This window comes from Polynucleobacter sp. es-EL-1 (assembly GCF_018687975.1).
Lineage (GTDB): Bacteria > Pseudomonadota > Gammaproteobacteria > Burkholderiales > Burkholderiaceae > Polynucleobacter.
Map to the genome: position 1 here is coordinate 520,481 of NZ_CP061310.1, position 13,714 is coordinate 534,194.

The following is a 13,714-nucleotide window of genomic DNA, read 5'->3' on the forward strand; positions in this document are numbered from 1 at the left end:
GGGTAGCGTTCACAAAGTTAGAATGAATCATCATGAACAAAACAAGCAAGATTGTCTTTGGCGTATTGGGTGGCCTTGTCCTTTTAGGTGGCATCGGCGCCTGGTATGCATCTACGGCTATTAATCCTGCTCAACTGGCGAAGTTGCTCTCTTCATCGGTGAGATCTGCCACGGGCCGTGAGCTTAAGATCGAGGGCCCAATTTCATTAAGCGTATTTCCAAAAATTGCTGTGAAAGCAGAGCGTATAAGCTTAAGTAATGCCTCTTGGGCGCAAGCCCCAGAAATGCTCACACTGAAATATATTGAGCTTGATATCAAAACGCTGCCACTACTAAGTGGTCGTGTAGAAATTGACAGCATTGGCTTAAGTGGTGTCCATGCCTATCTACAAACTAACGCTGCTGGAAAATCTAATTGGGAGCTGGGGGATGGCCCGTCTGTTGCTGTCACTCCCACTTCTGACAAAGGGGCGGTAGAGGCTTCAGGCGATAGTAGTTTTATTGATATTGAGAAACTTGCGCTATCTGACGCACAGATTGAATATCGTGATGCGCTCGGTCAAGAATCTCAGTATCAGGTCCGTAATCTCTCTTTTGGGAGGAATGGCGACAAAACAATGCTAGCCTTTAATGGAGTCTATCGAGATCTGGCTATTGAGCTTACCGGGAAGACGGGTTTAGTCTCAGGGCTATTAAAACAGTGGGATAGTTCTGCGGTACATTTTCCAGTTGATCTGAATCTTGTTATTAATAAGAAGACCTTAATCATTAAAGGTGCCGTGAAAAAGGATCCCAAGGCGGATGCTGTTCTTGATATTGCACTGACATCAAAGACCTTTGATTGGCTTTCATTGGGCGCCAAATCATCTAAAAGTGCATCTACTAATTCGGCTGCAGTGACCCCTGCCGAAAAGGGGGTCACTCGTACTGCATCACCATACCTTTTTAGTAGTGATGTCTTGCCTTTGAATAGCCTTCCCAAAATGCAAGGTAAGGTGAGTATTGATATTGCCCAACTGGGACTCCCCGGGCGAAAACCAATTGAAAATCTTAAAGCAGGCGTGCTGCTGCAAGGAAATACGATTGATATTCCTCGGCTTACTTTTCAGGTAGGTAAAGGAACTGCAGATTTGCGGATAAAAATGTCAAAGCTTGATAGTGTTGCCCCCGCAATCGATCTAAAGGGTGTGACAAAAGAATTCACTCTGGAGAGCTTGCTCGCAAGGTTGGATCCCAGCTCTAAGGTCATTGGTGGCAATATGAAGCTGGCATTAGATATGCAGCTGAGTGGAAATAGTTTGCATCAAATGGCCGCCAATTCCACCGGGAAGATTCAAATTAGCATTGAGCAGGCAAGAATGGGGACGAATTTTTTGAATGATGCGGGAGATTTTGTCATTACCGTGCTCGACTCCATGAATCCATTGCGTAAGAAATCAAGTGAAACAGTTTTAGAGTGTGCTGTCGCTTATCTTCCGATTAATAATGGTCAAGTGAACATTGCCAATAGTGTTGGTATGGAGACAGATCGTTTAAATGTTGTTTTAGCCGGTTCTATTAATTTAAAAAATGAGGCAGTCAATCTGACCATTGATCCAAAAGAGAAATCAGGGCTCACCACTGGATTGGATTTAGCGGGTTTAGTAAAAGTCGGTGGGACACTATCCAATCCGAAGGCAATGATTAATCAAGCCGGAGTAGTCAATAGCGCCGTTTCTATCGGCCTGGGATTTTTAACGGGAGGTGCAAGCTTGCTTGCTGAGAATGCTCGCTCGCTCACTTCCAAAGGCCACCCTTGCCGTGATGCGCTGCACCCCTGGTCTGATATTTACCCAGGGGCAAACTGAGGCTTAAAACAGTATTCCGCTAATAAATAAGCTGAATAAAGAAATAAAGATACTGGCGAAGAAGGCTGTCCAAAAACTGGAAATCGTAAAGCCACTTACCAGGGCGGAGACCAGCATCAACACTAAGGCATTCACTACCAGCAGGAACAGTCCCATGGTCAGCACGGTTAGCGGTAGAGTAAATAGGATTAATAGAGGCTTTACTACTGCATTAGCAAAACCTAGTAGCAGGGCAGCAATTAGAAGAGAGCCGCCATCAGCAAAGCGTAAGCCACTAAAAAGATAGCTGGCAACCCAGAGTGATAGTGAGGTTAAGGCCCACTGAACTAAAAACGGCGTTAAGTTACCCATTTCGTTCTTCTTTCCATAGAGTTTTTATTAACTAACTGCATTTATAAAGTCTGATCTTATCAGGAATGCTATGCAGCAATTTTTTGCTTTCTTACTTTATTGGGCTTAAATTGTATTTGTATTTGCATATTGGTCGCTTCGGCAAATTTGGCTAGTGTTCTGATTGAGGGTAGGGAGGAGCCACTTTCAAGTCTGGCTATGGCTGATTGAGATGTCCCCATTAATGCTGCTAAGTGTTCTTGAGATAAACCGCTCTTCATGCGTGCTTCAATCACTTCCTTGGCGATATCAAATTCAATCTTAGATTCTTCATAAGCTTTTTTGTATTCTGGATTTTTAATCCATTGCTTATGTAATTGGGAAATTTTAGTCATAGTAAGTTGGCCCATTTTGCTCTTTTCTCGGCTATCTCGAGAGCATGAGTTGGAGTCTTTTGTGTTTTCTTAATGAATACATGTAGAACAATCAATCTTTTTCCACTTGAGTAAATATAAATTCCCCTAGCAATTCCATCCCTACCAGATGCCCTAATTTCCCAAAAACCTTTCCCTAGGGATCTAATATGAGGCATTCCAACATTTTTGGGCCCAAATTGCTCAATCAGCAAAGAGACCCTAATAAAGCGACTTTTAATATCGACAGGTAAGGCGTTTAATTCATCATCAACATCGATATTGAGGGTTTGAACTATCCATTTAGTCATTCCCAAATTATATCAATATTGATATATGTCAAAAATGATATATCAAGAAACCTCAGGGATCAAGAGGTTTAATAATGTGGCGGAATCTCATCCTTTAAATTACGAGCACCCGATTGATCACTGCTTCCAGCCTGCTCTTTAATCGATTTGAGTTCTCGATACAGAAATTCAATTTGCTGTTGTTGCTTATAGACGGTCTGATTGAGTTGCTCTATGAGGTCTTCCGTAAAGCTGATCTTAATTTCTAGGTTGGTAATACGATCTTCAGTCATGGCAAATTCCTCATTATTGTTTATCGACTAATTCAAATCGACCATCTTCCATCTCCGCTTTTGGTCTAATCCAAAAGTCATGGGTTTGCATTGATTCATAGACGTAGGACGGCTCTAATGTGGCCTCTATATTGGCCAGTAAGACAATCTTATAAAGGCCACCAGTTTTGAGATGTTTTAGTTTGCTGCCAGGCTTAAAGAGACCATCATCGGCATCTGCCATCTTCTGTTTGCTCATGATAAATACAGGCTTCCTCGGTATGATCTATAAATGACAAATTTCGTCCCATACTCCATTCTAGATATAACTTTGAATTAAGCTTAGATTTTGAAGCTATCGTAGTTTGCCGTAATCAAAATATTCTCTTTTGCAGTACGACTTGCAAGCTTCAATAGTGCATTGTCTTTGCTAATCAGAATGGCCGGCTTGAGCTGAAAAGCTAAGTCCAAAAATATTTGATCATCAGCATCAGCGCATGTCCAGGGGGCTTGTGGCAGGCTCGAGTCATCTTGAAGTTGGCTTAATGACTGCCATTGCTCTAGGATCTTATTTTGCTGCTGTGGCTCTAATCCAAAGAGAGGCCGGGCGATGATGTCAGTAAGTTCCGCTATCGTTTTTTGACTGGCAAACACCGCAATCCGTCGATCAATTATTGCCTGCTTTAAACCTTGTGTTTTTATATCCTGAAACACAAAAATATCAAGCAGGATATTGGTATCTAAGATCAGCCGCCTCATGACTGCTTGTCGCGCCAAATCTCTGGAGTGATCGTAACTTGACCCATGTCTGATGAGACGTAAGCTTCTCCATCTTGAATATTGACATGAAGCACCATGCTGCGCTCAACAAGCTTATTGAGTTCTTTAGCTTGCTCAGCCGGAATGGATATGATTTGCAGGTTGCGGGCGCGGTTGAGCTTATTGGCAATGCCATCCCACCAAATTTTGCTGGTTTGCCCACCATAGCAATAGACGATCACTTGATCTGAGCGGCCGCAGGCTTTCAGGATGCGACGCTCATCTGGCTGACCGATTTCTATCCACACCTTAATAGCATCGGTGAGATCTTTGACCCAAAGATCGGGTTCATCGGTTTCACTGAGACCCTTGGTAAATACTAAGTCTTCTTGGGCTTGTAGGGCAAAAGCAATGATACGGACCATCATCCGCTCCTCGGTTTCTGAGGGGTGCTTGGCAATGGTGAGGGAGTGACTGCCGTAATAGTGGCGGTCAGAGTCTGCGACGTGAAGGTCGGCTTTGTGAATAGTTGCGCGTAGGGCCATGCGGCATTATCGCCTCTATTCAGGCTTTGCTGAGGATCTGGCAGCTTGTACCAGTATTATTTGAGAAAATGCCTTTATAGACTGTGTATCGTAGAGTCCCATGATCCGTATTACTGAACTTCGTTTGCCTATTAGCCACCCTCCTGAGGCGCTGGAAGAGGCGATTTTGAAGCGCTTGCAGATCAAGCCTGCTGACCTGCTTCGCACCGAGGTCTTTAAACGCAGTTATGACGCCAGAAAAAATGTTGCCCTTGCCTTTATCTACACTGTAGATCTGAGTATTAAAGATGAAGAAAAAGTCTTAAAGCAGTTTTCAAACGATGTGCATATTCGGCCATCACCTGATACTAGCTATCACTTTGTAGCCAATGCCTCCCAATTAAAGACCCAAGCATTTGAGCGTCCAGTAGTGATCGGTTTTGGTCCTTGTGGAATTTTTGCAGCACTTCTTTTGGCGCAAATGGGTTTTAAGCCCATCGTTCTTGAACGTGGCAAACCGGTGCGAGAACGCACCCAAGATACCTGGGGTTTATGGCGCAAGAATGTCTTAAACCCGGAATCGAACGTTCAGTTTGGTGAGGGTGGGGCTGGAACGTTTTCAGATGGCAAGCTTTACAGTCAAATTAAGGATCCCAAGTTTTATGGACGCAAAGTCATTAGCGAGTTCATCAAAGCGGGTGCTCCAGAAGAAATTCGGTATGTCGCTAAACCCCACATTGGTACTTTCCGCTTAGTGGGTGTAGTAGAAAAAATGCGCCAAGAAATTATTCGTCTGGGTGGAGAGATTCGATTTACTCAAAAAGTCATTGGTTTTGATATTGCAGATGAGCAAATTAAAGCGGTCAAAATTGAAGGCCACCCCGACTTGCCAGCCAATCATGTGATTCTGGCCCTGGGTCATAGTGCCCGCGATACCTTTAAAGCCTTGCATGAAGCGGGTGTGTATATGGAAGCTAAGCCATTTTCGGTAGGGTTTCGGATTGAGCATCCACAATCACTAATTGACAGGGCTCGTTTGGGTCCGCATGCAGGCAATGAATTAATTGGCGCTGCGGATTACAAATTAGTACATCATGCTAAAAATGGACGCGCTGTCTACAGCTTTTGTATGTGTCCGGGCGGCACTGTGGTGGCGGCAACTTCAGAGCCTAATCGCGTGGTGACCAACGGTATGAGTCAATACTCGCGCAATGAGCGCAATGCGAATGCGGGAATTGTTGTTGGTATTACTCCAGAAGACTATCCTGGTGGACCGCTAGCCGGCATTGATTTTCAGCGTGCCTTGGAGTCTAAGGCGTATGAACTCGGGGGCTCTACTTACGAAGCGCCAGGTCAATTGGTCGGTGATTTTTTAGCCGGCAAAGCCTCAACTGAATTTGGAACCGTTTTGCCATCTTATAAGCCAGGTGTTCACTTGACAGATTTGGCTGAGAGCTTACCAGCATATGCAATTGAAGCAATACGTGAAGCAATCCCAGAGTTTGAGAAGCAAATCAAAGGCTTCTCAATGAAGGATGCAGTGCTTACAGGTGTAGAGACTCGTACCTCATCTCCTTTGCGCATCAGCAGGGGGCCTAACTTTCAGAGCATTAATATCAAAGGTCTTTACCCAGCTGGCGAGGGAGCGGGTTACGCTGGGGGAATCTTGTCTGCTGGTGTTGATGGTATTAAAGTGGCAGAAGCAGTGGCCCTCGATTATCTTTCTTAAGAATTTGAATTTTTCATGAACTCTGAAGTGATGGCATCTTCCCAAGCTGAAAAAGAAGTTCTTTTTCATCCAGAGCTGTTGCAAAAATTTGATATCAATGGTCCCCGTTACACCTCTTACCCAAGTGCTGATCGCTTTCATGGTGAATTTAATGAGCTCGATTATTTGGGGGCGCTCAAGCGCTTAGCCAAAGCTAGCGAACCAGTTTCACTTTATTTTCACCTACCGTTCTGCCCTAATATTTGCTACTACTGTGGCTGCAACAAAATTATTACCAAAGATCATGGTCGTAGCGCTAAGTACATTAAGTATCTCGCAAAAGAGATGATGATGGTATGCGCGGCAATGGGCGTTCAAGGAAAGATTCCCGTCACGCAGTTGCATTGGGGTGGTGGTACACCCACTTTTCTATCTCACGAAGAGATGACCGAGTTAATGCACCATACTCGAGAGCATTTTGATCTATTGCCAGGCGGAGAGTACTCAATCGAGATTGATCCTCGCAGAGTTACAGAAGAAGACATTGCGCTATTAGCGGATCTTGGCTTTAATCGCATTAGCCTGGGTGTACAGGATTTCAATTTAGCGGTCCAAGAAGCGGTGCATCGTGTGCAGACGATTGAAGAAACTCAAGCGGTAATTGATTGGTCAAGAAAGTATGGCTTTAAATCCAGAAGCGTAGATTTGATCTACGGCTTACCAAAGCAAACTCCGGAGACTTTTAAAGAGACGGTAGATGCGGTTCTCAATATGAGCCCTGATCGTCTATCGGTATACAACTATGCCCATCTGCCCCATATCTTTAAGCCTCAGCGCAGGATTTCAGAAGCAGACTTGCCTTGCGCAGCCGATAAGCTGGATATTTTGTCCAATACGATAGAGCGATTGGGTGAAGCGGGGTATGTATTTATCGGCATGGATCACTTCGCTAAACCCGATGATGAATTAGCCATAGCTCAGAAAGAAGGCAAGCTCCACCGAAATTTTCAGGGTTACTCCACCCAGGCTGAGTGCGATCTCTTGGCATTTGGTATTTCATCGATAGGCAAGGTAGATGACTGTTACTCGCAGAATGTTCGCACTTTAGATGAATACTATGCCGCGATAGATCATGGGCATTTACCTACACTGAGGGGCCTGCAGCTAGATCAAGATGATTTACTGCGCCGGGAGTTAATCGGAGAGCTCATGTGCCAATTTGCCTTAGATACTGAACGGTTTGGTCAGTCTCATCAAATTGATTTTGCCAGTTATTTCAAGACTGAAATCGAAGAGCTTAAGGCTCTTGAAGAGGCGGGATTGCTCGAGTGGGATGACGCAACAATGTTAGTTCCTATAAAAGGTCGTTTACTTGCAAGACGGGTTGCCATGACCTTTGATCGTCACCTCAGAGAGTCTCAAGCTAAAGGCACTTACTCTAAAGTTTTGTAAATCGAGTGACAAAAACGGGGTCAATTTGATCCAGATCAAAAACTCAACAAAATCCTGTTGCTTTTAAACCAATAAAAAAATTGCGCTACCTTGGCGTTTGATTTGAATCAAAATGCCGACCCGATATCAATTTGAAAATAGACCCACCAAATTGATAAGAAAAGGGAAAACATCATGCGTATTAAATCTCTCGTAGCTGCAATGGCAGCAGTAGCTTCATTGGCTCCGGTAGCCGCTCAAGCACAATCCTCAAGTGAAAATCCATGGATGGTTCGTGCTCGTGCCGTGTATACCGATTGGCAAAATGGTCAAGCAAACGGACTAAATGCTTACAACATTACCGCACAAAAAGAGTGGATTCCTGAGGTTGATATTTCCTATTTCTTTACCAAAAATATTGCTACAGAGTTGGTTTTAACTTACCCACAAAATGTCAATATTAATGTTGGTGGAAATAAACAGGGCACTATCAAAGCGCTTCCACCATCCCTAGTATTACAATACCACTTCACTGATTTTGGTGCTTTTAAGCCCTATGTTGGCGCGGGTGTGAACTACACAATATTTAGCGATCGAAATAACATTCTGGGTGGTGCGGCCTCCGTGAGTAGCTCAAGTTTTGGCGCAGTTGGACAAATCGGTATGGACTATATGTTTGATAAAAACTGGGGCCTGAACTTAGATGTTAAGTACATCACAATGAGTACTGATGTTTCTCTCAATGGCGCAAATATCGGTAAGCTAAATTTGAATCCATGGACGCCTGCCGTTGGTGTGACATACAAGTTCTAAGAATTTAGTTCTTAGTTCTTGATATAGAGCCCCTGAGGGGCTCTATTTTTTTGCTATTCGGATTCGCTTAAGTGCTGAATAAGCTTATTAAACTTATTTTGGTCAAAGTGAAGATTATCAAAGCGTTTGGTAGATGCATGGGTAGGAGGTTCGACTCTGCGCTTGATATATTCCCCCCAATGCGCAAGCTTCCATTCATCTCTGGGGTCAGCGCGTTTTTCCATACGCTGCTTCGCTTCATTCTCATCCAGATCAATCCACGCAATCCGAATGCTTGTCTCCTTGGGAATGCCTAATGCTTCTGGATCGAACATCTTGCCGCTTTGGATCTCTCTAGAAAAAGGGCCTACGAGAATGACATTGACTCCCAGCTGGAGATTTTCTTTAGCGATCGCAATAAGGCCCGAATACTCCCAATCTCGGAGATGCTTTAAGTAATAAGGACTGTCACGATCATTCGGATTATTGGTGGTGAGCTCCATGATGTGGGAGCTAAATGCGCCGTAGGCGGTATCTTTGTCCAAAAAGAAAAAATCCTCCCCTGTTTTTTCCACGATGAGCGGCAATGCTTTTTTAGCTAGAGTGGATTTTCCAGTGCCGGCATGGCCTGCAAAGAGGATCAGGCGTGGGGCAGAAGGGGATAGTTTGCAGGTCATTAATCTCTTAGTTTGGCTGAAAAGCTTAAGTAAATTCTACTTCTTGATCCCATGTTTATTAGAAAAGTCAGCCCTTTTGATGAAGTGACGATAATGTCGCCATGGCTTTAATCGTACTCACAGATGCAAAACTGGCTTTTGGCCACGTTGACCTCCTCGCCAACACCGCTTTTTCCCTCGAATCAGGGGAGCGGGTTGGCTTAATTGGCCGCAATGGCACTGGTAAATCTTCGCTACTGAAGATTCTCGCCGGCATTGAAAAAATGGATGATGGGCTATTGCAGTATCAGCAAGGTCTACGGATTGCCTATGTGCCTCAGGAACCCACTTTTGAAGCCGAGGAAACCGTATTTGATGCTGTCTCTCAAGGCGTTGCTCAAGCAAAGGCATTGCGGGAAGAGTATGAAGCTCTGAGTATTGGAGAATGGGACGATGCTTCTCATCATTGCTTAGACGAAGTACAGTCACAATTAGAGGCGCTGAGCGGATGGAACTGGGAGCAACGGGTTCATGAAACTTTAGATCGCTTGCATTTAGATGCGGATGTCAAGATTAGCACTTTATCCGGCGGTACCAAAAAGCGAGTGGCCTTAGCGCGTGCGTTGGTAGAGATGCCGGATGTTCTTTTGCTTGATGAGCCGACCAACCATTTGGATTTAGATTCGATTGCTTGGTTAGAAGATTTGCTCAAGGAATACACAGGTTCTGTAATTTTGATTACCCATGATCGAGCCTTTTTAGACAATGTATGCACCCAAATTGTTGAACTTGATCGCGGTATTTTGCGAAGCTATCCCGGCAACTTCTCTGCATATGAAGTACTGAAAGACCAAGAGCTCAATGCGGAATCTCTTGCCAATGCTAGGGCGGATAAGCTGCTGGCCCAAGAAGAGGTTTGGATCCGAAAAGGGGTTGAAGCTAGGCGCACTAGAAGTGTGGCCAGAATCGCTCGCCTAGAAAATCTTCGGCAAAGTCGTGCACAGCGCCGTGATGCTATGGGCCAAGTCAAGCTTGCAGTATCAGCTGGTGACCGCAGTGGCAAGATTGTTGCGGATCTCCAGAATGTTTCTAAGTCTTATGGTGACCGCGCCATTGTGAAGGACTTCACAGCAACCATTCTGCGAGGCGATAAGGTAGGCCTCTTGGGCCCCAATGGGGCTGGTAAAACTACTTTACTCAAGCTTATTTTGGGAACGATTGCGCCAGATGCCGGAACCGCAACGATGGGTACCCGAATCGAAGTAGCCTACTTTGATCAAATGCGTGAAGGTCTAGATCTCAATGCTTCATTAGAGGATTACATTAGTCCAGGTAGCGAATGGATTGAGATCAACGGTAATAAGAAACATGTCAAAAGCTATTTGAGTGATTTTTTATTTGCGCCTGAGCGTACCAATTCACCGGTGAGTACTTTATCTGGTGGAGAGCGAAATCGTCTGCTACTTGCAAGATTATTCGCTAGACCAGCAAACGTACTGGTGCTCGATGAGCCTACGAATGATTTGGATATTGATACTTTAGATTTGCTGGAGCAATTACTGCAAGACTACAAAGGAACAGTATTTTTAGTTAGTCATGACCGCTACTTCTTAGACAACGTAGTGACTAGCATTATTGCTAACGAGGGTGATGGATTTTGGCGTGAGTATGAAGGCGGCTACGAAGATTGGAAAATTCAGAAAGCCCGTTCAGACAAGATACGCGCGGCCAATAGTGGCTCTAAATCCAATGACAGAGTAGAGGGAAAGGCTGAAGTTAAGTCTGAAGTAAAGACCGAAGCCAAGTCAGTTGTGGCCAAATCTAGCGTGCAAAAGCTCAATGGTAAGGAGCGTCAGGAATTAGAGATCCTACCTTCCCAAATTGAGACTTTGGAAACGGAGCAGGCTGATATTGGAATTGCGATGAGCAACCCCGATCTTTATAAGAATGAACCTGAGCTCGCTGCGAGTATGCAGGCCCGCTTAACTGAAATTACTGCCGATCTGGATATTAAGCTACAGCGGTGGGAGTATTTGTTGAGCCGATCTGAATCTTAGAGTGAGCTTGAATGCTTGGATTTGAGCCTGGCAATACCTTCAATCAGGAATGATCCAGCCAAGGCAATCACTAGTGCGATGGCACTCGATGGTGAGTGTTCAATCGTATTGAGCATTAGCGCTGTAAACAGCGTCAAGTTAATCGCAATGGCGCACCAAAGAATTTTGGGGTTCGCACCAGTCTTTTGAGAAACTCGAATATGGCCATAGGTAATGGCTGCATATACCAGTAAGAAAGCCAAACTAGCCATCTGACCAACTTCATTTAATGGGAACATGAGGGCTAAAGCAATCACACCAAAAGAGGAAATCGTCAGCGCGCGTAGTTTATTTTTCAGAACGCTATCGCCCAAGGCGCTTGAAATCGAAGATTTCTTCGCTACATCGGCTGCAACATTAGAGGCAGCGAAAATGGTGGCATTGACTGCAGCCGCACAGGCTAATAGCGCAGAAATGCTAATCACTACAAAGCCAAGCTTACCGGCAACAATTTGAGCTGCTACTGCAAGAACATGACCGCTATGAAGTTGTATTGAATTAAGTGGCATCAGCAAAACAACAGCTGTGCTCACTGCAACATACGCAACAGTCACCAGAATCAAAGCAGAAAACATGGCTAGAGGCAATTCTTTTTGAGGGCTTTTCATGGCCGATGAAGAGTTGGTGACAACTCCAAAGCCTTGAAAATTTATATATAAAATTCCAGCGGCAACAGCGATGCCTTCAATTGAACCGCCGCCCATCTGAAAAGTTGTGAAATCCGCTTGATGAAAACCCATTGCTGAAAACACCAACAAGCTGATCACCACTAAACCAATTGCAAAGGTCTCTGCTTTGCCAACTAAGCTTGGTCCAAGCAAGTTAATAAATGTGCAGATTAAGATAAGCGCTGCTGTGATGCATTTGAGAGTGATCGGAGATAAGTTGCCCCCAAAAAGGCTATTGGTGTATTCCACGAAGCCAGCGGCATACAGTGCAGCTGCAAACAGATAAGCAATGTACTGAAAAATATTAATTCCACCGGAAATCATTCCAGGGCCAAAGCTCATTACAGTAAAGGTTGCGCCTCCACCGCTACTTGGAAAGGCAGCGCCTAATTTTGCATATGAATAAACCGAGAATGAGGCAGCAATGGCCCCCACCAGAAATGCGAGGGGGACATGTGTACCTGCATGTGAACTGGCTAGGCCTAAAAGGGAGTAGAGACCCGCACCCATCATTCCGCCAATTCCTAAGGCGGTAGCGGAAAATAAACTAATGTCCTTAGTTTGAGTTTGCTTGGGCTTTTGTTTTAGTAGGTCTGCGCTCAACAGAAATTAACCTAAATTTTCACGATTTAATTGACAGCGGAGTCGAGAAATCTCTTCCAAAAGGTCTAGGGCTAAGGCAACACCAGGGGTGTTGAGTTCTAAATCATTCGTAAGGCGAGCGGCAGTTTTAGCGCGGCGCAATGATTCACCACTAAAGCGCCAGTCCTCTGGCGAAGATCCTGCGGGGCTAAGAACGCCTTCAGAGACCCAAGACATAATGAGCTCTTCAGGGGTTCGAGCCGCCTGAGACAGCTCGACAATGCTCATGTGAACTTCATCTTCAACAATCGCACCTTCTATCCAAGTGATGTGAGTTTGTGTCATGTTCTTATCCCTTCAAGTGAGCTCTAGGGTTGAAATCAAAAGCCTTTTCAAAGGTTTGATAGGCTTCTTTTTGGGCATCAGTATCTGCAGCGGGCAATGTAATGGTTGGAACTACATACAAATCACCTGCTTCTTTGCTAGGTATGCCTTTGCCCTTCAGGCGCATCTTGCGACCAGCAGCCGTGCCAGCGGGAATCTTGAGCTCCAGTGTTGATCCTGCGGGAGTTGGAATATTGACAGTGGCGCCCAAAGCGGCCTCCCAAGGGGCCAGTGGCAAATCGAAGTAAACATCTTTACCATCGACTCGATAAATGGGGTTAGGGTGGAAGTCAATTTCTAGGTAGAGATCTCCTGCACCACCTTGTCCCATTCCTGGGCCACCTTGCCCAGCCAGGCGTAAATTTTGTCCGGCTTTAATGCCCTTAGGAATACTCACATCGAGTTTGCGTTCTTGTGTAGTGACGTGCCCACTTGGATCAAGGCTTGGCATGTGTAATGCGATCGTACGCTTTGCACCGTTATAGGCATCAGCAAGATCAATCAAGATCTTGGCATGATGATCTTGACCCTTAAAGTTCATACCCTGACGTGGATCACCGCCACGACCACCTTGGCGATGTTTGCCTCTTCCAAAGAGAGATTCAAAGAATTCACTTTGATCTCCATCATAAGCGCCACCAAAGCCGCCGTCGGAATATTCAAACCCTTCATTCCAATTGGGCGGTGGAGTAAAGTCTTGACCATTTTGCCAGTTGGCGCCCATACGATCGTAGGCTGCACGTTTTTCGGTATCCTTTAATACGGCATAAGCTTCACCAACCGCCTTAAATTGCTCTTCTGCACCAGCCTCTTTATTGACATCTGGATGGTATTTGCGAGCCAGCTTACGATAGGCTGCCTTAATTTCGGCTTCAGTTGCGCTACGGGCGACACCGAGCGTTTCGTAGTAGTCCCTAAATTTCATATTCCTGGTTCAGTCCTGTTGAATCAATAAGCTTAAT

The 13,714-nt window shown here is 45.0% G+C and carries 16 protein-coding genes; 5 read left to right on the top strand and 11 right to left on the bottom strand.

Features of this window, described 5'->3' with window-relative positions:
- The first annotated feature begins 32 nt into the window (after window positions 1-32).
- Window positions 33-1,847 carry an AsmA family protein gene (locus FD974_RS02735; RefSeq protein ID WP_215365563.1) on the top strand — a complete coding sequence of 605 codons (1,815 nt, stop codon included), beginning with the start codon at window positions 33-35 and terminating at the stop codon, window positions 1,845-1,847.
- Window positions 1,848-1,850: 3 nt separating this feature from the next.
- On the opposite strand, the gene FD974_RS02740 is transcribed toward FD974_RS02735, so the two are convergent.
- The 7 genes from FD974_RS02740 to FD974_RS02770 all read right to left on the bottom strand — a co-directional run bounded on the left by FD974_RS02740 (window position 1,851) and on the right by FD974_RS02770 (window position 4,456).
- Entirely contained in the window at window positions 1,851-2,198 is a 348-nt protein-coding gene (locus FD974_RS02740; protein ID WP_215365564.1) for a phage holin family protein, read from the bottom strand.
- 68 nt (window positions 2,199-2,266) lie between these two features.
- Window positions 2,267-2,572: a helix-turn-helix transcriptional regulator gene (locus FD974_RS02745; protein WP_215365567.1), complete on the bottom strand. Its 306-nt coding sequence runs from the start codon at window positions 2,570-2,572 to the stop codon at window positions 2,267-2,269.
- Window positions 2,569-2,901 carry a type II toxin-antitoxin system RelE/ParE family toxin gene (locus FD974_RS02750; protein ID WP_215366609.1) on the bottom strand — a complete coding sequence of 111 codons (333 nt, stop codon included), beginning with the start codon at window positions 2,899-2,901 and terminating at the stop codon, window positions 2,569-2,571. The genes FD974_RS02745 and FD974_RS02750 overlap by 4 nt, the downstream gene beginning before the upstream one ends.
- Before the next feature lie 68 nt (window positions 2,902-2,969).
- A complete protein-coding gene (locus FD974_RS02755) occupies window positions 2,970-3,173 on the bottom strand; it encodes a SlyX family protein (protein WP_215365569.1) in 204 nt (67 codons plus the stop codon).
- A 13-nt stretch (window positions 3,174-3,186) separates the two neighbouring features.
- Window positions 3,187-3,411, bottom strand: coding sequence for a hypothetical protein (locus FD974_RS02760; RefSeq protein WP_215365571.1), 225 nt, complete (start codon window positions 3,409-3,411; stop codon window positions 3,187-3,189).
- 83 nt (window positions 3,412-3,494) lie between these two features.
- Entirely contained in the window at window positions 3,495-3,911 is a 417-nt protein-coding gene (locus FD974_RS02765) for a putative toxin-antitoxin system toxin component, PIN family (protein WP_215365573.1), read from the bottom strand.
- Window positions 3,908-4,456, bottom strand: coding sequence for a YaeQ family protein (locus FD974_RS02770; RefSeq protein WP_215365575.1), 549 nt, complete (start codon window positions 4,454-4,456; stop codon window positions 3,908-3,910). The genes FD974_RS02765 and FD974_RS02770 overlap by 4 nt, the downstream gene beginning before the upstream one ends.
- 100 nt (window positions 4,457-4,556) lie before the next feature.
- On the opposite strand from FD974_RS02770, the gene FD974_RS02775 reads away from it, so the two are divergent.
- From FD974_RS02775 to FD974_RS02785, 3 genes are all read left to right on the top strand, one after another.
- Window positions 4,557-6,164, top strand: a complete 1,608-nt coding sequence (locus FD974_RS02775) for an NAD(P)/FAD-dependent oxidoreductase (RefSeq protein ID WP_215365578.1) — start codon at window positions 4,557-4,559, stop codon at window positions 6,162-6,164.
- 15 nt (window positions 6,165-6,179) lie between these two features.
- Window positions 6,180-7,595 carry an oxygen-independent coproporphyrinogen III oxidase gene (gene hemN / locus FD974_RS02780; RefSeq protein WP_215365580.1) on the top strand — a complete coding sequence of 472 codons (1,416 nt, stop codon included), beginning with the start codon at window positions 6,180-6,182 and terminating at the stop codon, window positions 7,593-7,595.
- A gap of 174 nt (window positions 7,596-7,769) precedes the next feature.
- Window positions 7,770-8,387 (top strand): OmpW family protein, encoded by a 618-nt coding sequence (locus FD974_RS02785; RefSeq protein WP_215365582.1) that lies wholly within the window; start codon window positions 7,770-7,772, stop codon window positions 8,385-8,387.
- 53 nt (window positions 8,388-8,440) lie between these two features.
- On the opposite strand, the gene FD974_RS02790 is transcribed toward FD974_RS02785, so the two are convergent.
- Complete coding sequence (locus tag FD974_RS02790) at window positions 8,441-9,043, bottom strand: ATP-binding protein (RefSeq protein WP_215365584.1); 603 nt, start codon at window positions 9,041-9,043, stop codon at window positions 8,441-8,443.
- A 101-nt stretch (window positions 9,044-9,144) separates the two neighbouring features.
- On the opposite strand from FD974_RS02790, the gene FD974_RS02795 reads away from it, so the two are divergent.
- Window positions 9,145-11,079 (top strand): ATP-binding cassette domain-containing protein, encoded by a 1,935-nt coding sequence (locus tag FD974_RS02795; RefSeq protein WP_215365586.1) that lies wholly within the window; start codon window positions 9,145-9,147, stop codon window positions 11,077-11,079.
- Here the strand turns inward: FD974_RS02795 and FD974_RS02800 are convergent.
- From FD974_RS02800 to FD974_RS02810, 3 genes are read right to left on the bottom strand one after another with little or no spacing between them, the layout of a single operon-like run.
- On the bottom strand, window positions 11,076-12,389 hold the full coding sequence (locus tag FD974_RS02800) for an APC family permease (protein WP_215365587.1): 1,314 nt from the start codon (window positions 12,387-12,389) through the stop codon (window positions 11,076-11,078). The two genes, FD974_RS02795 and FD974_RS02800, sit on opposite strands and share 4 nt — an antisense overlap.
- Before the next feature lie 6 nt (window positions 12,390-12,395).
- Window positions 12,396-12,713 carry a chaperone modulator CbpM gene (locus FD974_RS02805; protein WP_215365590.1) on the bottom strand — a complete coding sequence of 106 codons (318 nt, stop codon included), beginning with the start codon at window positions 12,711-12,713 and terminating at the stop codon, window positions 12,396-12,398.
- Between the two features lie 4 nt (window positions 12,714-12,717).
- Window positions 12,718-13,677 (bottom strand): DnaJ C-terminal domain-containing protein, encoded by a 960-nt coding sequence (locus FD974_RS02810; protein WP_215365592.1) that lies wholly within the window; start codon window positions 13,675-13,677, stop codon window positions 12,718-12,720.
- Window positions 13,678-13,714: the final 37 nt, after the last annotated feature.